Origin of the sequence: Nostoc sp. LEGE 12447 (assembly GCF_015206985.1) — a bacterium.
Taxonomy (GTDB): Bacteria; Cyanobacteriota; Cyanobacteriia; order Cyanobacteriales; family Nostocaceae; genus Nostoc.
In genome coordinates, this window is sequence record NZ_JADEXT010000017.1 from 99,333 (window position 1) to 119,221 (window position 19,889).

The following is a 19,889-nucleotide window of genomic DNA, read 5'->3' on the forward strand; positions in this document are numbered from 1 at the left end:
TTTAAGTTCGTGTTTCCGACGTGCGCGATGGCGTTATCCTCCGGGAAACCCGCTTTATATTTACACACGCTTCGCTGATCTAGAGTGCTGGTGCTGCGGATGAAGTTATACCAGTTAGATCGCGACCTGTGGCACTCCGGTTATAGCCCTGGAATTCCCGATACTTTTGTGCTTCAGATTCGGGTACTCGGATTCCTTCTGGTGGTGGCGTTACCCAGTGAGCGCGATGTTCAGCATCGCGGTAGTATACGCGCCCGTTCTTGGAAAGATAGTACTTACCTTGCGCTCCTTCTTGGGGAGCATTCTTATGCTGGTTGTACATGTAGTAAAGTGCCGCAGCCCCCGCCAAAAGTGCCACTTTTTGACCCGTACCCAATCCTTTCTTAACTTCGGTTTGGTTTGTGCGATCGCTGACTGTTCTACCAACGGTATCATCAACAGGTGGTGGTACTGAAGCTTTTTGGGAACCGCCTCCGCAGCTACTCAGCAAGGGTACCATTAGCAATGCCGAAAGTAGCACTGCAAATAGACGCGAAACTATTTTACGTTCTTTAAATATTGTGTTCATTGGATTTCTTCATCACCTGTATTTGCTAAAAGCCTTGCTGTTGCAAAAACCAAGTTGGAAATCCTGTTATTTCACCTGGGATTGAAAAAACATATTTCACTTAATTTGTAACTTGCACAGCTACAGCGTTTCACTTTTATGATGATCGGTTTCCTCAAGTCTTCCATCCTGCCTTTGAGAGAAATTGCATTCATCCCAAAGAAATATATTATTGATTTTTAATTAATCTATTGAGCTGAAACGCCGAAATGTTCAGCAATTCCTCGGTTATTTTTTCTGGGTAAATCAATTACAAAGATACAGCTACTATGATGATCTTTGTCAAAAAATAGATTAAATATGACATCAAAAAATACACCCCAAACTAGCACTCGTCTCCTTTTGGCTTTGTGGGATTTGGGAGGAACGCAGCAGGAAGTTAAAAAGGGTCAACTTAGCAAGCGCATTGTATCTAAAAGCCAGAAGGTAGCAGATTATCAGGGTTCATTTGAAGAATTGCAGAATCAGGGTGCGATCGCAATTTCCAAAAAGGGATATTCTCTAACATCCCCCAAGGGGTTAGAGGTATTGAGTGAGGGTTTGAGAAGTGGCGATTTTAAATTTGAAGGGACGATTGTCGGTACTTGGGCGGCAAATGCGTTGTTGCAGTGGATTAGTCAGATTGATGTTGCAGTAGTTAGTGCAGATGTACCAGTTAACGGGAAAGGTGCGTTAGCGAAGCTTTCCGAACGAATCGCATCTTACGACGAGTTTAAATCTGTGGCGTTGGAAGCCTACGACAAGCTGAACTATGAATACAACTTTAATAATCTAGTGCCAATTTATCGCATTAGAAGAGGAATTGGCGATCGCGTTAGTCGTACAGAGTTTAATGATTGGCTGCTGGAAATGCAAGCCAACGACATTTTGCAACTACAAGGCGGAACTGTAGAAGATAATGCAAGCGACAAAATAGAAGATTCTATTACTACAGAACTCAATGGATTACGCTGCTACTCAAAACGTCTGAAACCTTAAACTTTCTTAGACTCTTTACTCATAAACCTCACACTACTATGATTAATAGCACATCTACCATTGACGAACTAATTCAGAAACAAAACCCATTTGCAGGGCATCTTGTTGTTAAACCGCAGCAAATATGGGGAAAAAGTTTTCCTGATGTACCTTCAATTAATGTTCATGCCTCTAATGCAGTATTTGATGCAATTGACAAAATACAAAAAGGGCAGCGTTCAACTGTAGGTATAACTATTGTAGCCGAAAGAGGGCTAGGTAAAAGCCATATTATTAGTCGAATTCGCCATCATTTACAGGCAGAAACTAATAGCTTATTTATTTACATGAGTAAATATGATAACTTAAATCAAATCAAATATGAATTTTTACAAAGCGTTGCCTCTAGCCTCAGAGCATTTGGTAGTCAAAAAGTGATGCAGTGGCAAGAAATTGCGGCTGCTTTAATTAACGAAGCGAAGCAATGGAACTACACACCACAACAGTATATTAGTCAATATCCAACTTGGTTAAATAAACATTCAACGAAGTTAGTTGAACAATTTACAAAACTAGTTCTGTCAATAAAGCCTGAAATTAGCAACCCTTACATAGTTAAAGCAATTTTATGGACGCTTTCTCCAGTCCATATTAACTATGCAAATCGCTGGCTATCTGGTTTAGAAATAACACAAGAAGAAGCTGAAGAAATGGGTTTGCCAAATCTAAACAAAGAAGATAGAGAGACTGAATCATTACGTAATATTCGGCAAATTCTAGATATCACTAGCTATTATAGAATTCCAGTAATTTGCTTTGATGAATTAGATAATGCAGACGTTGCAGAAAATGGCTTGACAACAGCACAAGTTATTGCAAGCTTAGTTAAGGATCTATATAACAATCTCAAAAGAGGTGTTTTTCTGTCGGCTATGTATCCTGAAACTTGGAATGAGCAAATCAGGCTTTTGCCACAAGCTGAGGCAGTCATTGATAGATTAGTAAGTGAAGAAGCTGATAGACAACCAATTGAATTAAAATATCTCAATTCTGATGATATTATTTCTCTTGTTAAAGGATGGCTACAAGATTTTTATCAAGAAAATCAACAAATACCTCCTCATTTTTTATACCCGTTTGATGAAAATAAACTTAGGCAACAAGGCAAAGAAAGACCTACTGTTAGGTCAATTTTAAAATGGTGCGCAGACAATTTTTTACTAATGGAATCTATTGATTGCACAACTGATATAAATCAAGGCTTTAGTGAGAAAAATCAAATAAAAAGCAATATTGACTTTAATGAAAAAGAATCAGTTAATGTCTCTCTTGTTGAAACATATTTCCAGAAAGAATTAGTAGAGGTTAATCAGGTTATTGATGAACTATTAGAGGATGAAGTAGCAATTTCCAACGCCCTTCGACTTTCCATCTATAGCTTAATTGGAGAAACTATAGAAGGAGTAACAATTGAATCACTTGAAGAAGTAGAGCCTACCGCAGTAAATAATGGGTTTATGGATTTCAAAATTATTGGCAAAATGATTGGCAAAAGGAACAAATTAAGGATTGGAGTAGATGTAGTTCAGCAGGATGGTGCAAATGTAGGTGCTGCATTGAAACGACTAATTGACTACGAAACATTTAATTTAACTCGTGGTTGCTTAGTTCGTACAAACGTTATTCGTCAAGCGGCAACAGTTGCCAGAGATCGCTTGCGAATACTATTAGACAAAAGAAAAGGCGGAAAGTGGGTAGCTCTAGAAAGTGAAGATATTCAACCCCTTTTAGCCATTTTATGGGTTTACTGGGGCAGTGAAAATTATGGAATTAAAGAGGAGAAAGAGATTTTAGATTTTCAAGAACAGGTTTTAGATTTTATTAAGCAGCGAAAAATAGCAATGAATAATCCTCTTATTCGAGAAATCATCAGCCCTCCTTCTTATGATAATTGGGTTGATAATGAATTTCCTATTTCAATTCCTAAGCCTATTGCTACTACTGATAACATTGACCTAAATCTGTAGCTAACTAGAAATGAATCAGCAGTTTTCCATTCCAACAGCACTGTGTTTACCCGTCCCTGATATTGAAGCCTTAATACATGGGCGGACAATTGCAGCTCTACCCAAGATGTTTATTCGTCCTGGGCAGAGATTTGCACTTTATCCTGCTGACTCTTCAGGTTCAATAAAAGCTTGGGCTAAATGTGAACTTTGCCAAATTTTAGACGAGACTAAGCCATTAGATATTTTGTCTAAATTAACAATATGGACACCAAAAGTATTAAAGGAGATACTACAAAAACAACAGTATCTTTTCCTGGCTTACTTACGCGTCTATCAGTTACCTCAGTTACAAGAAATATCAGTCAATCCCAACATTCAGGAAAAGCTAGGGAAATTTGTTAGTTTACTTAATTCTCTAACGGTTTCTGAAGCCAACCCAGTAATAAACGATCGCACCTTCGCCCAACGCAAACGCCAATTAGAAAAGCTAGAACCCCCGCTACATCATGAATTGGAAGAATTGCAGAGTGCGATCGCATCCCTAAGCATTAGCCAACCAGCAGCCAAACTATTAGACGACGATATCAAAGTATTTTTAGGTTGGAGTAGTGGCAAACTCATTAAACAACCCAATCCAGATTTAGCTTGGATAAATGATATTGCAAAATTGGGCGATCGCAGTATCGAGTTAGAGGAGAAAAAAAGCAACTATCAAGCTGGTACAGATTTTGAAAATGTAGTGCGTGATAGCTTAGAACTACTGGGATTTACGATTGACTATGCTCACAAAGGCGGTGCGGGTGGTTTAGATTTATTTTGTTCCAAACCATACCCATTATTTGGTGAATGCAAAGCAGGTAGAAAGATTCCCAATGATACCGCAGTGCAACTATTGAATTTGGGAATGCTACGCCGACCAGACCTTTTTAATCAGGCTGCTAAATTAATTATTGGCCCTGGTGAACCAACAACTCAACTACAAGACGCTGCAAAAATACAAGGTATGGCTATCATTAATCCAGAAACGCTTGAGAAGTTAGTTAAATTGCAAAGCAACCATCGCAACTCAGTAGACTTATTTAAGCTAAAAGAATATTTAAAAGCAGGTCAATCTGATGAGGAAGTAGAAAAATACATTGACCAAGTTTATAAAGAGATGAGTCTGCGATCGCAGATAATCACAGCAGTTAAACAACTCTCTGAACAAGACAACGAAACTGCAAAAGCTACACATCCGAGTTTCACCGTTACAGAAATTCGTGTTCATTACAATGCTACTCATAATCCCCGGCTAAATGATGAAGTAGTTCACGATTTACTGATTGAACTTTCCTCACCCTTAACAGGCTATTTAGGGCGAATTAAAGGTAGTGATTGGAATGGCAATCACTTTTACTTCCTCCGTGATTTAGCTATTAACTAAAAACAGCAAAATATATTTCTTTTCTTCTTTCTGCGTCTCTGCGGTTCGTTTCAAAGTAACTGAAGTGCAAGTTGTTTTGCGGTTAATTCATTTATGAATAATTAATACTACCTATTGACTTAACTTTATTTTTATAAATCTCAATAAAGAGCGATCGCACAACCCGCCGCAGATATTGTCATCTTTCTCTCAGTATATTTTATTTATGGTGACAAACTTTACATAAATTTCACACTTAGATACTGTGTAATTTCATTTACATGAGATAACGGATTTAGTACTGTCGAAGAAATACATTATACTTACTACACTGGTGTTCATTAATAACCAACCTGTAGCAAGTTTAAGACTTAGGTGAGATGACCCATGTATTATCAAATTTGGAATTTCTTTCTTAAAGAAGATAAATACATTTATTGGAAAGAACAAATAAAAGTTAACAAAACTTGTAACAAAGTTGTATGGCAAAAGATTATTGATTTTTTGTCTTTAGTAGAGCAAACTTTCCAATTGAAAAGTCAACTAGCAGAAACCGATAGCCTTGAGCCATTTCTTAAGTTAGCAAAAGACAATGGTCATAATTTGACGGCAGAAGAACTTGCGTGGTTTCTAGTTACAAGAAGACAGATTTGGGATCTTTTTGATTTTGCACAAAAAACGCCATCTCTCAAAGAAGAATTGCTCATAGCGAAAAATCCGCAGCAGTTCGTCAACATAGCTGCTGATAATGGCTATTCCTTTTCTGTAGAAGAGTTAGCTTGGCTATTAATTGAAATCAAATCATCGCCAGAAATAGTATCTATCAACAACAGTGTTGGGGAGATTCTCACAGGTTCAAACTACGGCAGAATTGACATAGGGTACTGGATTTGGCTAGCAGAAGACTGGGGAATTGTGCCACCATTCTGTCATCGAGAGAAGCCGGGTAATATATTATTTGGAGATGCCAATAATCCTTTTTTACTCGATCGCTGTTTTCTACCCAAAAGCTATCTTAATCAACGCCTTTTGGTAAGTATTAATTCGTAATGATGTATATAGTAATCCGTGCAGGAGTTACGAACAAAAAGATGCTCGATTTTTATAAAAAGCTGGGCATCTTGAGAGGATGTTTGAAAAGTCTTTTTGTCGGTATCGAAAGTTTTAGATCCCTCTAAATCCCCCTTAAAAAAGGGGACGGGGATATAAAGTGCCTAAAGTCACAATGAAATACTTTTCAAACAACCTCTGAGTCTCTCAACATAGCTGCGTCAAAATTCAAAAATTTAAATTAAACTTATAAAACTTAACTAGGAATTGTAAGTTACAAACTATACAGCAAAGCATCCTAGATAAAACTTTTATCTAGGATGCTTCACAATCAAAAATTGTTGCTGATACAACAATTAGGGACAAAATGTGATATTTAAACTAGAGCTATCAGCTAGCAGAAACGGTTAAACTGCCGGGTTTCTGAAGATCACCTTGCAAAACCACACCTCGCTGATTGGCATGGATATGACGCAAAATCTTGTAAATTGCCTCAACTTGGTCTGATGCGCCAGCTTTCTCGGCGAGTTCGTCAAGAGAAATGGGAGTTTTTTCTTTTTGCAGCACTGCTACCACTCGTGTTTGCAAATCGAGAATGGAGGCAGCAGCTTTTTTGCCAGCTTCTACCCCTGGCTGATGGTAGGCGTTGACGTTAACCAGGCTAGCGTATAAACCAACAGCACGTTCATACAAAGCTATTAATGCCCCTACAGTTCGGGGGTTAACTTGGGGAATGGTAACTGTAATTGAATCGCGGTGATTTTCATAAAGCGCTTGTCGGGTTCCTTGGAGAAAACCAGAAAGATAATCGCCTGATGTAACTCCCGGATCTATTTCAGTGGATGGGCCCTGACGATCTTCCAACACTTCAACGAAGGTAGCAAAGAAATTCGCTACACCCTCACGCAACTGCTGAACGTAAGCGTGTTGATCTGTTGAGCCTTTATTGCCATAAACGGCGATGCCTTGATGGACAACGTTACCGTCTAAGTCCTTTTCTTTGCCCAAAGATTCCATCACCAGCTGTTGCAAATAGCGACTGAATAAAAATAAGCTGTCTTTGTAAGGTAAGACAACCATATCTTTTTCGCCCTTTCCATTGCCAGCAAAGTACCAAGATAAAGCTAGCAAGGCTGCTGGGTTATTTTTCACATCTGGGACGCGGGTAGCGTCATCCATTTCTTTTGCACCATCTAGGATGGCGCGAACATCAATGCCCTGTAATGCGGCTGGTACTAGCCCCACAGCAGACATTTCTGATGTACGTCCTCCTACCCAGTCATACATGGGAAATCTGGCCAACCAACCTTCATCTTTGGCTAGTTTATCGAGGTTGCTGTCAACGCTGGTAATTGCTACCGCATATTGAGCAAATTCCAAATTATGTCCGGCGTAAGCTTTTTTAACCTCAATCATACCGTTGCGGGGTTCCGGTGTTCCCCCAGATTTGGAAATCACCAATACCAAAGTGCTGGCGAGGCTATTTCGGAGATGATTGATGACGCGATCGATACCTGCCGGATCGTTGTTATCGATAAAGTGAAGTTTCAGAGGTGGGAAATCAGGAGCGAGAGCTTCTGCGACGAATTGGGGGCCGAGGGCGGAACCACCAATGCCAATGGAGATAATATCCGTGAAGCGGCTTGCTCTGGGAGGATGAATAGCACCTGTTTGGACTTTTTCCGCAAAAGCTTCGATTTGTTCTAGGGTTTGGACAATTTCTTGTGTAAGTTCTGGAGTTGGCGCTAAATCAGGATTTCGCAGCCAGTAGTGTCCAACCATGCGGTTCTCGTCGGGATTTGCGATCGCACCCTTCTCCAGTTCAGCCATATCCGCAAACGCCTTGTCAAACTTCGGCTGCAACGATTCCACGAAGGCATCATCGAACCGCATTCGACTTATGTCTAAGTACAGTCCCAATCCCTCGTGGAAATATAACCAGTTTTGGTATCGTTGCCAAAGTGCCCTAGCATCCATAGGGAAATCTCAAATAAAGTGTTTTTCAAAAACCAGTTTAGTGTAAGGTTATAGCGATCCCTGCCTAGCCTTATACAGTTTACAGTTTTAAGTGTTCCCTTAACTCTTCACTTTAAACATCTGGCATAGGAATGACACGCAGAAATTTCACAATTTCACCCCTGATTTCTATACCAATCAGGTAATTATCCAGTGTGAAACGGTGAAAAATGCCTTCACCATCAAGCTGTCGTAGTTCTTTTAGATCGCTCAGTTGCCACTTTTGGGCTAACTCAACAAAGACAAAATCATGCACCCGCTCGTAAGCAGCAGGTTCTAAATTTTTCAGGTCTAGCAAAAAAGACCTTGCATAGCGCATTTCTAGACTCACTAGGCTTTACCTTAACCAAAACTTGAGGGGCCACTGGCACAAGAAAAGAAAGCGCTGCTGAATCAGAAAAACATCAACAGTCGTACCGCTTCTTCATGGGTTAAGATATCCCACGGTTGCTGCGCTCGCTTAACTTGTTGTATCGCTTTGAGCATATAAAAGTCATAATATAAACCTTCCAGAACGTTCCAAATGTCTTGCAAATCGTCATCACCTAACTGCTCGATTAAGTGATGCATTCTCAGCCTCAGCAAATTCATAGGCCAATTTTTACCTACAACCCAACACCAACAGTAAATATTATTCCCACAAAATTAGCAAAGGTTAACGGCAATGTAGCACTATGCTCAAGCTACGCTAAAATTTATTCGCCCAGTGAAGAGGCAGGGGGGCAGAGGGGCAGAGGGGCAGGGGAGGCAGGGGAAGCAGGGGGAGACAAAGGGGACAAGGAAAATGAAAATAACAATTCCCAATTCTCAATTCTCAATTCCCAATTCTCAATTCCCAATTCCCAATTCCCAATTCCCAATTCCCAATTCCCAATTCCCAATTCCCAATTCCCAATTCCCAATGCCAAAATAACTATTTAATATGGTTGACTATCTTATTTTCTTAGCAATTTCTACAGCACTTTTTGCTTTATTCGGACTGGGACTCAATTTACAGTGGGGCTTTACAGGGTTAATTAACTTTGGTCATATTGCTTTCATGACCCTTGGAGCGTATACAACGGTATTGTTAAGTTTAAAGGGCGTGCCCCTATTTATATCGGCAGTAGCTGGGGCAATTGTCGCCGCCTTGTTGGGTTTGATAATTGGTTTTGCAACTCTACGCTTACGGGAAGATTATTTAGGAATTGTCACCATTGGTACGGGTGAATTAATTCGTTTGGTGGTAAATAATCAGGATTTACCTGTGGGTGATACCTGGGTTTCTGGGGCGTTTGGTGTGCAAAGTTATTCCATACCCCTATCCACAGAGCCGAATTTGTTTGTCAGATTAGTGATGATTGGGTTGTTAACGCTACTAGCTGCCGTAACTTTTTTTACGTTATGGCAATGGATTCGTACCACCCAAATATCTCGGACTACTGATTTAGGTAAAAGGACAACTAGCAAGCAAGAATTTTTGTCGCGCTTGGTTGTGGGAATTATATTAGCAGTTTTGGCAACAGCAATTTATATTTCTGGGGTAATTGGACTGTATAATTACAACCCAAAAGCGGGTTTGATGCTGGTGTTGCTGTTGGTTTTAGCACTTGTATACTGGCGCTTAGAAATTTTGGTGCGATCGCCTTGGGGTAGAATTCTCAAAGCCATCCGTGAAGATGAAGAAATTCCCAAGGCGCTGGGAAAAAATGTCTTTTGGTATAAATTACAATCTCTCATGTTAGGGGGTGCGATCGCGGGTATCGCTGGTGCTTTCTTCGCTTGGCAACTCAGCGCCATTTACCCTGATAATTTTCAACCACAGATTACCTTTGACACTTGGATTATGGTGATTTTAGGCGGTTCTGGGAATAATGTTGGCACAATCTTAGGTGCGGTAATTTTCTTTGCTTACGATGCGCTAACGCGGGAAGTCTTACCCAGAATTGTCCCCCTTGATGAAGCCCGTTTGGGCGCATTTCGGATTATGGTAATCGGACTAATTTTGATGATACTGATGATTTGGCGACCTCAAGGTATCTTAGGGAAAAAGGAGGAACTTACCCTTGGTAAATAACCAGTCATCGCCACTTCCTCTTTTGGTAGCCACTGGACTTTCTAAAAGCTTTGGTGGTGTCAAAGCAGTTAATGAGGCGAAAATCGAAGTTGCTAAAGGCAGCATTACGGGCTTGATTGGCCCCAATGGTGCTGGTAAAACCACTTTATTTAACTTACTCTCAAACTTCATTCGCCCCGATAAAGGACGAGTAATTTTTGACGGCGAACCCATTCACAATTTGCAACCATATCAAATCGCCCAACAGGGAGTAATCCGCACCTTTCAGGTTGCACGGACTCTCTCGCGGTTGTCGGTGTTAGAAAATATGCTGCTGGCGGCGCAAAAACAAACGGGTGAGAATTTTTGGCAGGTGCAGTTGCAACCGCACGTTGTCGCTAAGGAAGAAAAGCAACTACAAGAGCGAGCAATGTTCTTGTTAGAATCGGTGGGCTTGGCAAAAAAAGCACACGATTATGCTGGTTGCTTGTCTGGTGGACAACGTAAGCTGCTGGAAATGGGACGGGCGTTAATGACTAATCCCAAGTTAATTTTGTTGGATGAACCGGCTGCTGGGGTGAATCCAAAACTGATTGATGATATTTGCGATCGCATTATCACTTGGAATCGCCAAGACGGGATGACCTTTCTGATTATTGAACACAATATGGATGTGATTATGTCCTTGTGCGATCGTGTTTGGGTGCTTGCCGAAGGACAGAATTTAGCTGACGGTACACCCGCAGAAATTCAAAGCAATCCCAAAGTTCTAGAAGCTTATTTGGGAAAATAATTTATCAAATGTTTTGGACAATAAATTCCTCTTTACGGATTTGTTATATGTTCTTTTCGCCTCTGTGGTTAAATAAATTAATTTTTTAAACCGCAGAGGCACAGAGAACGCTGAGAAATAAGAGTTTTAGAGAGTTCTTGCGTAAGTCCTATATCTAATTGAAAAGTTCAAATCCCCAACTTCTCAAAGAACTTGGGGATTTTGTTGTTAAATTTAACTAAACTGCTCCCCTGCATCCAGGTTGAACAGCATTTGCAGGGTTTGCATACAGCGCCGTCTAGCTTCAACATCTTGCTGCGATCGCAACTGTACCATCGGGTCATGTAAAATTTTATTGACAATTCCCCGTGTTAATGCCTCAATCACCTCTTGATGTTTTTCAGCGAATTCCGAACCCAATCTTGATAAAGCTTTTTCTAACTCTTGTTCGCGGATGGTTTCAACTTTATTTCGCAGACAGCTAATAGTGGTAACAGTTTCTAAACTGCGCCACCAAATATCAAAAGCTTCCACTTCTTCCTCTAAAAGTCGCTCGGCTTCCTGTGCAATCTTCCGACGGCTTTCGTAGTTTTGCGCCACTACAGCCTTCAAATCATCCACATTAAAGGCCTGCACATTTTCTAGTTCATTGACATCCGCATGAACATTACGCGGCACAGAAATATCAAATAACATTAGAGAGCGCTGAACTTCTAAAACCATTTCCAATTTGGCACGGTCAAGTATTGGCTCTGTAGCAGAAGTACTTGTAAACACCAAATCACTATCGGCAATTACTGCCATCATTTCCGATAGTGGATGAATATTGATCGGTTGTTGAGGGAACTGCTTTGTTAATTCTAGGGCGCGATCGCGAGAGCGATTTACAATACTAATTTCTACAGCACCTTTAGAAATTAGGTGTTGCACCAGCAGCCGCGACATTTTACCAGCGCCTAAAATTACCACTCGGCAAGCTGCTAAATTTGCCACTTTTATCTGCGCTAACTCTACAGCTGCCGAACTGATAGAGACAGCGCCAGTACCAATACTAGTTTCAGTGCGAACCCGCTTCCCAGCTGTCAGCGCTTGTTTAAATAATCGATTCAAAATGGTTTTTATACCGTTATATTGCTGCCCCAGTTTGTGAGTAGTTTTCACCTGAGCCAGAATTTGACCTTCTCCGAGTACCAGACTATCTAAACCACCTGCTACCCGCATAACATGCATCACTGCATCATCATGTAGCAGCATAAATAGGTGCTGTCGCAGAGAAAGCACGGGTAACTTACTATATTCTGCAAGAAACTGAGTTATCTCTCGGATACCTTGGTCTGCTTCACTGGTAACAATGTAGATTTCCAGGCGATTACAAGTGCTAAGAATTGCAACTTCGTCAATATGGGGATAGCTGGCCAGTTGAGCGATCGCACTTTCAATTTGTGGTTCTGGAATGCTCAGTTTTTCCCGGACTTCTACTGGGGCTGTTTTATGGCTTAACCCCACCACTGCTATATTCATTTGCTAAATTGTAGTTACTAGTTGGTAGTTGGCAATCTGGTATTAAGTAAGAATAGGGAATGGGGAACTTTTGTTTATTGGTTGATAGTTTTCCAACCAACCATTAATCACTAACTACTAACTACTAACTACTGTAAAGGTAAAGCATTTTGGTGATGATTTTTCCGTTTTATAGAAACATTTCTTTCCAAATACTTTAACTCTACTTTTACCATTCCCCATTCCCTAAAAATTAGTTCAATTGGAGAACTTTTGGTTCACCAAACAAGTGAATTGTATCAACAAATCGAGCAGTTTTGGATTGGTTAGAAATTACCAAGCTTTGAGTTCTTGCACCGTCTTTGAAGAAACGTACACCTTGCATGAGATTACCACTGGTAATGCCGCTAGCTGCGAACAGAATAGTTTTACCAGATGCCAGTTCATGAGCATCATAGACCTTATCGGGGTCATTAATATTCATAGACTTTAAGCGCTCGATGTTGGCTTCTCTGCTTTCTCCAATCAGACCTGTTTTGACTACAGCTGGATCGTAGATCAGTTGACCTTGGAAGTGTCCACCCAAAGCACGCATTGCTGCTGCTGAGATTACGCCTTCAGGAGCCGCACCAATACCCATCAGAGCGTGGATATTGGTTCCAGCAAAACCGCAGCTAATCGCTGCACCCACATCACCGTCTGAAATTAGGGCGACTCTCGCTCCAGCCTCACGGATTTCCTTAATTAAATCGTTGTGGCGTTCGCGCTTCATGACTACGATCACAAGTTCTTCAATACTCCGATCTAGACACTCAGAAAGAATCTTGAGGTTTTCTGTTGCTGACTTGTTGATGTCTACCTTGCCCTTAGCTGCGGGGGGTGCTGCTAACTTCTTCATGTAAAAGTCAGGAGCAGCAAATAATCCACCCTTTTCAGAAATTGCCAAGACAGCCATCGAACCAGGTTGTCCATAAGCTACCAAGTTGGTACCTTCACAGGGGTCAACAGCGATATCAATTTCAATTAATTCATCAGGGTTACAGACACTTTCGGCATTTGGTTGGGTACAGATACCAACTTCTTCCCCGATGTATAGCATAGGCGCGTCGTCACGTTCGCCTTCCCCAATCACAATGCGACCGCGCATGTGGATTTTATTCATCCGCTCCCGCATAGCTTCCACAGCTACCTGGTCAGCGATGTTTTTTTCGCCTTTGCCCATCCACTTTGCAGATGCGATCGCGGCTTGCTCTACTACTTCAATAATCTCTAAACCAAGTGTATTTTCCACAGAGTTTGCCCTCTCAGCTGCTTGAATTTGCGTCGTTTTATCTGCCTATTTCAGTTTTCAAGTCTACCAAAGGGCGGATACACGTGGAAGAAAGTTAAGTTTTACTGCTAACTCGTTAGAAAAGTGCCAGTTAAGACATCCTAATTTTTCACTCCTACAACTCCAGTATAAAACCTGTTTAAAAGTTACTAACTTAAGAACTGGTACAAATATTTAGCAGTGTAGATCCATAATGTTGCTTTTATTCAGGTCTATCTTGAGGTATAAAATAACAAAGAAGAAAGCTAGTCGATTCACTAAAAACTGAAAAACGATGCACAGAGTAAATATCTTGTCAAATTAAGAGGTTAATCGTGTTTATCGACTACATCACTCTAATGTTAATCAATATGGTAGCTGGGTTATTTCTACTGGCTGACTACGTATATCGTGGTATAGATAGCTCTAATCAAAGGCAGTGGATTCCCGGTTTCGGGATTACAGGCGCGATCGCACTCACAACTGGTTTACACATGAGTTTCACTTGGCCAGTTATTGGTAGCTTTAATATTGCTTTCGGTGAAACAAGTGTCTTATTTGGAATCTTGTTTGTTGCGGCTGCGGTTTCTCTTGCTCAAGGTTGGGATTTATCGACAATAGCAATTTACGGCTTCTTTGCTGGTCTAGTTGCGATCGTAGTGGGTTTCCGCATCATCAACATGAATTTGACTAAGCAACCGCTTTTATCGGGAATCGGCTTTATTTTAACTGGCTTAGGTGGTATTCTTGCAGCGCCAACCCTCTACTGGAAAACCAATCGAACTTGGCGGCTAATTGGCGTAGCAGTGCTAATAGTAGCCGCTCTAATTTGGGCATTAACTGGATATTTGGCTTACTGGAATCATTTAGAGGGTTTTCAAAAGTGGGTTCCAGCGCCGATGCGGTAAGCAATGATCTAGGCTAGAGACATAGTTAAAATCTTGCTTAAGACAATATGTTGGACTTTCTTAATCCCTTATTAAATCGCCATCCAGAGCGAGTCAAAGCCAACGTCGAGCTTTACACCTGGCAAACTTGCCCTTACTGCATTCGTGCCAAGATACTGCTGTGGTGGAAAGGTGTAAATTTTACTGAATATAAAATCGACGGTGATGAAGCAGCCAGAGCTAAAATGGCAGAACGCGCTAACGGTCGACGTACCGTACCGCAAATTTTTATTAATAACCAGCACATTGGTGGCTGCGATGACCTCTATCAGCTAGACACACAAAGCCAACTCGATCCCCTTTTAGCCCAAGTCGCTATTTAGAAATCAAATTAGTCCTAACCTAGGGCCACACAGCAGCTGTTCATTGGTATTAACTTAAGCCAAAGCGAATGGAATAGAGCCTCCGGCACGCTACGCGAACGCGGCTATACAAACGTACCCATTGGGAATCCACAGGGTAGGGTAGTTTCATACAACCAGAGAAAAACTAAAACCGGGTTTCAAAGCCTCTCTCCGTTTTGGGGAGAGGTTTCGAGAGGGGTAAAAAGCCATGCCACAAAACAAGAAATAAAAACTTATATATTTTTCTTTTTTCGTATGAAACCACCCTGCATTGGCGAATCCACAGGGTAGACCGCCTCCTCGGACTAACGGGAAATTAAGGCTTTTTAACTAACCCACGGAGGTGGGTTTTGTTTGTGTAGACGCGGTTTCTAACCGCCCATTTCTTGTTACATTATCTTGCCAGTCCAAAGGCGAGCATAATTTTAAAATTTTTATATTGATTAAGAATATGCTAACTAAATACACAGAATATCTTATACATCAACAATGGATGAATTGTGCCTTAGAATTAGCAAAAGCAGCAGGTGATGCAGGTGAGGTTCCCGTAGGTGCTGTTATCATTGATTCAACAGGCAAATTGCTGGCACAAGGAGAAAACAGAAAAGAACGCGACAAAGACCCTACCGCCCATGCGGAAATTCTTGCTCTCAAGACAGCTGCAACAACTTTACAGAATTGGCATCTTAATGAATGTACCCTCTACGTAACTCTTGAACCGTGTCCGATGTGTGCAGGTGCTATTTTGCAAGCGCGTGTCGGACAACTTGTATATGGAGTAGACGATACAAAAACTGGCGCAATACGTACAGTTATTAACATACCCGATAGTGCTGCTTCTAATCACCGTCTCCAAGTCATTGGAGGCATTCTAGAGTCAGCTTGTCGTCAACAATTACAGGCTTGGTTTGCTACTAGGCGGCGTAAGGTAAACTAACGGACAGAGGTAAAACTGTCCATCTAGTACGACACAAGTCACGCAAGAGAATCTACGGTGTAACTAATCAGGCTTTTCGTTAAATTTTTACCCGTCAATCAGCTGCATCCGTCATGATGGAATTTTACTCTTCATCCGATCCCTGCCAGCGCCCACCAGCAAATCATCAGGTAGCTGGTACTACCTCAAGGGTTTCTCCTTGGTTAAGTCCTCTGGCATATTTATTAGGTCGTCACTGCCTATTACCATTATTCTTTGGACAAATTAGAATAACCGGACAAAAAAATATCCCTACAACTGGGCCTATTATCCTCGCGCCTACTCATCGGGCACGTTGGGATGCATTACTTGTACCCTACGCGACTGCTGATTGTCGCAGAGAACAAGACCTGCGGTTTATGGTGACAATTGACGAATGCCAAGGTTTACAAGGCTGGTTTGTCAAACGTTTGGGGGGGTTTCCTGTAAATTCTAAGCATCCGTCAATCCGCACACTGCGACATGGAGTTGAGCTACTTCAACAGAAAAAAACCCTGGTAATTTTTCCAGAAGGTAATATTTTTCGTGATGGCCAAGTTCACCAGTTGAAGCCGGGAATTGCTCGTCTTGCTTTGAGTGCTGAATCTAGTCATTCTGGGCTGGGAGTGAAAATTATACCCATAGGTATTAATTACAGCCAACCTTATCCAAATTGGGGTACAGATGTCAGTATTGACATTGGCTCCCCAATCAGAGTAGCGGATTACATGAGTGGTTGTATAAAACACGATGCCAAAAGCATCACAACTGATTTAGGAAAGGCACTGCAACAATTAAGTCATCAAGAAACAAAAATTACTAATCACGCATTTGCAGAAATTACTAATTCTTGATTTTGTCAAAAGGCAAAAGTTCCAATACTGCCTCTTAACCATTGACCGTGCATGATTAAGAAACTGCACGTTTTCAATATTTCACACTAATTGCTAACTAGCTATATCCATCCTGAATTAAGTCACTACAAATTTAGTACTATTTTGCAAGCTTAGAGGATGTATACATATATAGATTACTCCCTATTGACAGGATATTTAGCCAAATTGGCATTTTTTTGAGTAAATAGCTAATAATTGTCTGCAAACTATTGAATTGCTTTAGAAGAAACATTTTTGCTACTTGAGTTAGATAGTTACAAGGTGGTTGCGAGTAAACCGATGATTGGAAAATCAGAGTAATTAACGTGTTAACCCAGCCCACCGTAGTATCGCTCATCACGAAGATTTAAGTTAGTTACTATACAAGGGCAATGGGAACTCTATTAAAGCGATTTTCAGTCCTAAATCAGAGATACTTAGGATGTAACTTTGCTTTGCCCAAAACCAAAACAGAGTTAAGATACCCGAAGTTTCCATAACTTTTTATATAGTTGTCGCACTAATTGATCCCATGAACACTGCTGCCGCTGTTACCTTGATGCACCGTACCCTTTTATCAGTCATAGCAGTCCTCAGCCTGCTATCACCTGTGAATGCTCAGGTATCACAGTCACCAGGCACTAATAGCCCACAACCCATTGACCCCAACGATCCTAATAATCTGCGCCCCATAACCCAAAGTAACAGCCTTTTGAGCATTGAAGGTGGCGATCGCTTAGTAAAAGATGCAGAACAAGCTGTTTCTGCTCAAAACTACACCTTAGCTGCTAAAAAGCTACAAGAAGCACGTCAGGTTTATAATCAGCTATCTAATTTTTATCAAGAGTTAAATTCTAGCTTTTCGGGAATTGACAACAGAGTTTCTGATTCTCAACGTCAAAAAGCTCTATTAACAGCCCAAAAGCGGGATGAAGCCACCTTTCAGCTAGCATTGGTACATCGCGCCCAAAATCAGCCAGAATTAGCTGTGCCGTTGTTGGTTCAAATAATTAAGAGTCAAAACCCGACACGAGATTTAGGCAAGAAAGCCTATAAACAGTTGTTTGAGTTGGGTTTTGTTGATTCTCCCTATCCCAGAGAAGGTGGTACTTCATCTTCCTCATCCCCAAAAAAATAAATTAAATTTTTGTTGCCTCTTTTTCCCATCTCCCTTATCTCCCTAACCAGTAGCTTGGGAACGCCGCAGTGCTAGGATAGAGCTATCTGCCGTAGCCAAAACCTGAGCGTTCTCAAAAATACACCTCAGAGGTGGGTTTATCTACAGCCTTGCCAAAACCTGAAGTTGGCACGGGCATTTACTCCATATCTGTTAATAATAGAAAAGTAAGTTTTTTCAGGAATTGCGATGATTAGTCCGCAGCAGGTTGAGGCAATGATCAAGGCGGAACTGCCAGACGCACAGGTTCAGGTGCAAGACTTGACTGGTGGCGGCGACCACTATCAAGTGACAGTAGTTTCATCGCACTTTGCAGGTAAAGGACTAGTGCAACAGCACCAGTTAGTTTATGGTGCGTTGGGTCAAGCTATGTCAACTGAAGCGATTCATGCCTTGGCGGTAAAAACATACACTCCCGAAGCTTGGCAAGCTACAGCAAGTTCCTAAAGTTAGGAGTATAGGAGTTAGAAGTTATAAAATTTTTAACTCCTCAGTCATCATCGTTGAATGCAACATAGGAAACATAAATACCATGACACCAGAACTCAAAGAGAAAATTGATAACTTGTTAGAACAGAACAAAATTCTAGTTTTTATGAAGGGAAACAAGTTAATGCCCCAATGTGGTTTCTCCAACAACGTTGTGCAGATTCTCAATACCTTGGGAGTTCCTTTCGAGACAGTTGATGTTCTCTCAGACTCTGAAATCCGTCAAGGAATTAAAGAATACTCTAACTGGCCGACAATTCCCCAAGTGTATATCAATGGTGAATTTGTTGGCGGTTCTGATATCTTGATTGAACTTTACCAAAAAGGTGAATTGCAGCAAAAGGTAGAAGTAGCACTAGCTTCCTAATGTCTCTCTAAGCAAACTAGAGGGAATGCGCTCAATTTGCGCTTCTTTATCAAGACAATGTACCATTTTTAATTCCCTTGAAAGGAGAGACACTATTTATCTCCCCTTTCAAGGCTTTTTAATAGGTTTTAGTCAACAATCCCCTCAGTCGTATTGGCAAGACCAATATAGGGCTGAGGGGATGCGTTTAATCAATACAATATCTCCAAAATCTCACACCACGGCAACCCGTTGACCAATACAGATAATATGCTATAATCATCTGCGGTAATTAACGGTTACTATCAATGACCAAGTAAATGGTACTTAGTAGTAATCTGGTTGTGGCTGTGGTTGCGGCACTGCAAAGTTTGACCCATCGTACAAGTAGCGGCTGGCTTCCTCTTCTAGACGATGAATCAGATAAGGTTCAATAACGTTGCTATGTCGCAGTGCGGCTAGATATCCATCCAAATACATCCGCATATCATCCGTGCGATAACCGCGATTCCATAACTCGACGAAGGCGTCGGTGAGTCTTTGGTAATAGCGGATGGTTTGTGTGTCTTGGAGCATAACTGCTGTATTAATCTCTTTGGAATGAGAATTGTAAATGATTCACGCTCAAATGTGAAGTGTAATTTCACTTTGGCATTAATTCAAAGTCAACACATCTACTTTGGGTACTACCCCTAGCAGCTACAAGCTACTTTAATCCTATTCCAGAAAACATCGATTCTAGTTATCTGCTCAGTTATTTGTCTGATTTTCATATTCAATGGGCTAATTGTATTGGTGTTATATTCCTGGATGAGGGCAGTAATTTCGCGGAGAAATCTACTTTTACCATCAGGTTGAAAAGCTGTTGTATTAACGTTTAGCTGATTGGTTATAGATATTCCCACATTACACCCATTAAAAGCAGAATGTTAAGCTACAAGAATTTTTGATACGTCTAACAACACTGCTGAGAAATTTAATAAAAATTTAATAATATTTCTAATCCCCTATCTGCAAGGCATAAATTAAAGATATTGCCACGTTTTTTATGAGGAAATGTAAAGCTAATAGCAGTTGAAGTAACAAAGGCTACAAAACC

Annotated in this window: 21 protein-coding genes; 14 read left to right on the forward strand and 7 right to left on the reverse strand. The window is 40.9% G+C overall.

Annotation, left to right across the window (positions count from 1 at the left end; genetic code table 11):
* Nucleotides 1–79 precede the first annotated feature (79 nt).
* Nucleotides 80–568 carry a hypothetical protein gene (locus IQ274_RS18530; RefSeq protein ID WP_194143070.1) on the reverse strand — a complete coding sequence of 163 codons (489 nt, stop codon included), beginning with the start codon at nt 566–568 and terminating at the stop codon, nt 80–82.
* Nucleotides 569–907: 339 nt separating this feature from the next.
* On the opposite strand from IQ274_RS18530, the gene IQ274_RS18535 reads away from it, so the two are divergent.
* The 4 genes from IQ274_RS18535 to IQ274_RS18550 all read left to right on the forward strand — a co-directional run bounded on the left by IQ274_RS18535 (nt 908) and on the right by IQ274_RS18550 (nt 6,025).
* Complete coding sequence (locus IQ274_RS18535; RefSeq protein WP_163928551.1) at nt 908–1,585, forward strand: hypothetical protein; 678 nt, start codon at nt 908–910, stop codon at nt 1,583–1,585.
* Between the two features lie 38 nt (nt 1,586–1,623).
* Nucleotides 1,624–3,591 (forward strand): hypothetical protein, encoded by a 1,968-nt coding sequence (locus IQ274_RS18540; RefSeq protein ID WP_163928550.1) that lies wholly within the window; start codon nt 1,624–1,626, stop codon nt 3,589–3,591.
* A gap of 10 nt (nt 3,592–3,601) precedes the next feature.
* Nucleotides 3,602–4,996: a DUF1802 family protein gene (locus IQ274_RS18545; protein WP_194143071.1), complete on the forward strand. Its 1,395-nt coding sequence runs from the start codon at nt 3,602–3,604 to the stop codon at nt 4,994–4,996.
* Nucleotides 4,997–5,362: 366 nt separating this feature from the next.
* Entirely contained in the window at nt 5,363–6,025 is a 663-nt protein-coding gene (locus IQ274_RS18550; protein WP_194143072.1) for a Nif11-like leader peptide family natural product precursor, read from the forward strand.
* Nucleotides 6,026–6,415: 390 nt separating this feature from the next.
* Here the strand turns inward: IQ274_RS18550 and IQ274_RS18555 are convergent, their stop codons facing one another.
* The 3 genes from IQ274_RS18555 to IQ274_RS18565 form a co-directional block, all read right to left on the reverse strand.
* Nucleotides 6,416–8,002, reverse strand: coding sequence for a glucose-6-phosphate isomerase (locus IQ274_RS18555; RefSeq protein ID WP_163928547.1), 1,587 nt, complete (start codon nt 8,000–8,002; stop codon nt 6,416–6,418).
* A 112-nt stretch (nt 8,003–8,114) separates the two neighbouring features.
* A complete protein-coding gene (locus IQ274_RS18560) occupies nt 8,115–8,372 on the reverse strand; it encodes a hypothetical protein (protein ID WP_012410276.1) in 258 nt (85 codons plus the stop codon).
* A 62-nt stretch (nt 8,373–8,434) separates the two neighbouring features.
* Entirely contained in the window at nt 8,435–8,632 is a 198-nt protein-coding gene (locus tag IQ274_RS18565; RefSeq protein WP_114082804.1) for a hypothetical protein, read from the reverse strand.
* Here IQ274_RS18565 and IQ274_RS18570 point away from each other — a divergent pair.
* Genes IQ274_RS18570 through IQ274_RS18580 form a run of 3 tightly spaced genes read left to right on the forward strand, consistent with a single transcriptional unit; the run spans nt 8,606 to nt 10,869 of the window.
* The gene (locus tag IQ274_RS18570) at nt 8,606–8,962 is read left to right on the forward strand and encodes a hypothetical protein (protein WP_194143087.1); all 357 of its coding nucleotides are present in this window, start codon (nt 8,606–8,608) and stop codon (nt 8,960–8,962) included. The two genes, IQ274_RS18565 and IQ274_RS18570, sit on opposite strands and share 27 nt — an antisense overlap.
* A gap of 1 nt (nt 8,963) precedes the next feature.
* The gene (locus IQ274_RS18575) at nt 8,964–10,097 is read left to right on the forward strand and encodes a branched-chain amino acid ABC transporter permease (protein ID WP_114082803.1); all 1,134 of its coding nucleotides are present in this window, start codon (nt 8,964–8,966) and stop codon (nt 10,095–10,097) included.
* Nucleotides 10,087–10,869 carry an ABC transporter ATP-binding protein gene (locus tag IQ274_RS18580; protein ID WP_194143073.1) on the forward strand — a complete coding sequence of 261 codons (783 nt, stop codon included), beginning with the start codon at nt 10,087–10,089 and terminating at the stop codon, nt 10,867–10,869. Before IQ274_RS18575 ends, IQ274_RS18580 begins: the two co-directional genes overlap by 11 nt.
* 213 nt (nt 10,870–11,082) lie before the next feature.
* Here the strand turns inward: IQ274_RS18580 and IQ274_RS18585 are convergent, their stop codons facing one another.
* Nucleotides 11,083–12,369 carry a glutamyl-tRNA reductase gene (locus tag IQ274_RS18585; RefSeq protein ID WP_194143074.1) on the reverse strand — a complete coding sequence of 429 codons (1,287 nt, stop codon included), beginning with the start codon at nt 12,367–12,369 and terminating at the stop codon, nt 11,083–11,085.
* Between the two features lie 232 nt (nt 12,370–12,601).
* Nucleotides 12,602–13,639: a class II fructose-bisphosphatase gene (glpX, locus tag IQ274_RS18590; RefSeq protein ID WP_163928543.1), complete on the reverse strand. Its 1,038-nt coding sequence runs from the start codon at nt 13,637–13,639 to the stop codon at nt 12,602–12,604.
* 353 nt (nt 13,640–13,992) lie between these two features.
* On the opposite strand from glpX, the gene IQ274_RS18595 reads away from it, so the two are divergent.
* The 7 genes from IQ274_RS18595 to grxD all read left to right on the forward strand — a co-directional run bounded on the left by IQ274_RS18595 (nt 13,993) and on the right by grxD (nt 18,811).
* Entirely contained in the window at nt 13,993–14,565 is a 573-nt protein-coding gene (locus IQ274_RS18595; RefSeq protein WP_194143075.1) for a DUF981 family protein, read from the forward strand.
* A gap of 47 nt (nt 14,566–14,612) precedes the next feature.
* Nucleotides 14,613–14,927 (forward strand): glutaredoxin 3, encoded by a 315-nt coding sequence (gene grxC / locus IQ274_RS18600; protein ID WP_114082796.1) that lies wholly within the window; start codon nt 14,613–14,615, stop codon nt 14,925–14,927.
* Between the two features lie 472 nt (nt 14,928–15,399).
* On the forward strand, nt 15,400–15,885 hold the full coding sequence (gene tadA, locus IQ274_RS18605) for a tRNA adenosine(34) deaminase TadA (protein ID WP_185581306.1): 486 nt from the start codon (nt 15,400–15,402) through the stop codon (nt 15,883–15,885).
* Between the two features lie 113 nt (nt 15,886–15,998).
* Nucleotides 15,999–16,757: a lysophospholipid acyltransferase family protein gene (locus IQ274_RS18610; protein ID WP_190933713.1), complete on the forward strand. Its 759-nt coding sequence runs from the start codon at nt 15,999–16,001 to the stop codon at nt 16,755–16,757.
* Nucleotides 16,758–17,310: 553 nt separating this feature from the next.
* Nucleotides 17,311–17,916 carry a hypothetical protein gene (locus tag IQ274_RS18615; protein ID WP_114082793.1) on the forward strand — a complete coding sequence of 202 codons (606 nt, stop codon included), beginning with the start codon at nt 17,311–17,313 and terminating at the stop codon, nt 17,914–17,916.
* A gap of 228 nt (nt 17,917–18,144) precedes the next feature.
* Nucleotides 18,145–18,402 (forward strand): BolA family protein, encoded by a 258-nt coding sequence (locus tag IQ274_RS18620; RefSeq protein WP_069070136.1) that lies wholly within the window; start codon nt 18,145–18,147, stop codon nt 18,400–18,402.
* Between the two features lie 85 nt (nt 18,403–18,487).
* On the forward strand, nt 18,488–18,811 hold the full coding sequence (grxD, locus tag IQ274_RS18625) for a Grx4 family monothiol glutaredoxin (protein ID WP_163928538.1): 324 nt from the start codon (nt 18,488–18,490) through the stop codon (nt 18,809–18,811).
* Between the two features lie 306 nt (nt 18,812–19,117).
* Here the strand turns inward: grxD and IQ274_RS18630 are convergent, their stop codons facing one another.
* Complete coding sequence (locus IQ274_RS18630) at nt 19,118–19,366, reverse strand: DUF6761 family protein (protein ID WP_012410260.1); 249 nt, start codon at nt 19,364–19,366, stop codon at nt 19,118–19,120.
* Between the last annotated feature and the right edge of the window lie 523 nt (nt 19,367–19,889).

Excerpts from the sequence above, each read along its gene's own strand:
- IQ274_RS18530 (WP_194143070.1), bottom strand. The coding sequence starts at position 568 with ATGAACACAATATTTAAAGAACGTAAAATAGTTTCGCGTCTATTTGCA.
- IQ274_RS18535 (WP_163928551.1), top strand. The coding sequence starts at position 908 with ATGACATCAAAAAATACACCCCAAACTAGCACTCGTCTCCTTTTGGCT.
- IQ274_RS18540 (WP_163928550.1), top strand. The coding sequence starts at position 1,624 with ATGATTAATAGCACATCTACCATTGACGAACTAATTCAGAAACAAAAC.
- IQ274_RS18545 (WP_194143071.1), top strand. The coding sequence starts at position 3,602 with ATGAATCAGCAGTTTTCCATTCCAACAGCACTGTGTTTACCCGTCCCT.
- IQ274_RS18550 (WP_194143072.1), top strand. The coding sequence starts at position 5,363 with ATGTATTATCAAATTTGGAATTTCTTTCTTAAAGAAGATAAATACATT.
- IQ274_RS18555 (WP_163928547.1), bottom strand. The coding sequence starts at position 8,002 with ATGGATGCTAGGGCACTTTGGCAACGATACCAAAACTGGTTATATTTC.
- IQ274_RS18570 (WP_194143087.1), top strand. The coding sequence starts at position 8,606 with ATGCATTCTCAGCCTCAGCAAATTCATAGGCCAATTTTTACCTACAAC.
- IQ274_RS18565 (WP_114082804.1), bottom strand. The coding sequence starts at position 8,632 with ATGAATTTGCTGAGGCTGAGAATGCATCACTTAATCGAGCAGTTAGGT.
- IQ274_RS18575 (WP_114082803.1), top strand. The coding sequence starts at position 8,964 with ATGGTTGACTATCTTATTTTCTTAGCAATTTCTACAGCACTTTTTGCT.
- IQ274_RS18585 (WP_194143074.1), bottom strand. The coding sequence starts at position 12,369 with ATGAATATAGCAGTGGTGGGGTTAAGCCATAAAACAGCCCCAGTAGAA.
- grxC (WP_114082796.1), top strand. The coding sequence starts at position 14,613 with ATGTTGGACTTTCTTAATCCCTTATTAAATCGCCATCCAGAGCGAGTC.
- tadA (WP_185581306.1), top strand. The coding sequence starts at position 15,400 with ATGCTAACTAAATACACAGAATATCTTATACATCAACAATGGATGAAT.
- IQ274_RS18610 (WP_190933713.1), top strand. The coding sequence starts at position 15,999 with ATGATGGAATTTTACTCTTCATCCGATCCCTGCCAGCGCCCACCAGCA.
- IQ274_RS18615 (WP_114082793.1), top strand. The coding sequence starts at position 17,311 with ATGAACACTGCTGCCGCTGTTACCTTGATGCACCGTACCCTTTTATCA.
- IQ274_RS18620 (WP_069070136.1), top strand. The coding sequence starts at position 18,145 with ATGATTAGTCCGCAGCAGGTTGAGGCAATGATCAAGGCGGAACTGCCA.
- grxD (WP_163928538.1), top strand. The coding sequence starts at position 18,488 with ATGACACCAGAACTCAAAGAGAAAATTGATAACTTGTTAGAACAGAAC.
- IQ274_RS18630 (WP_012410260.1), bottom strand. The coding sequence starts at position 19,366 with ATGCTCCAAGACACACAAACCATCCGCTATTACCAAAGACTCACCGAC.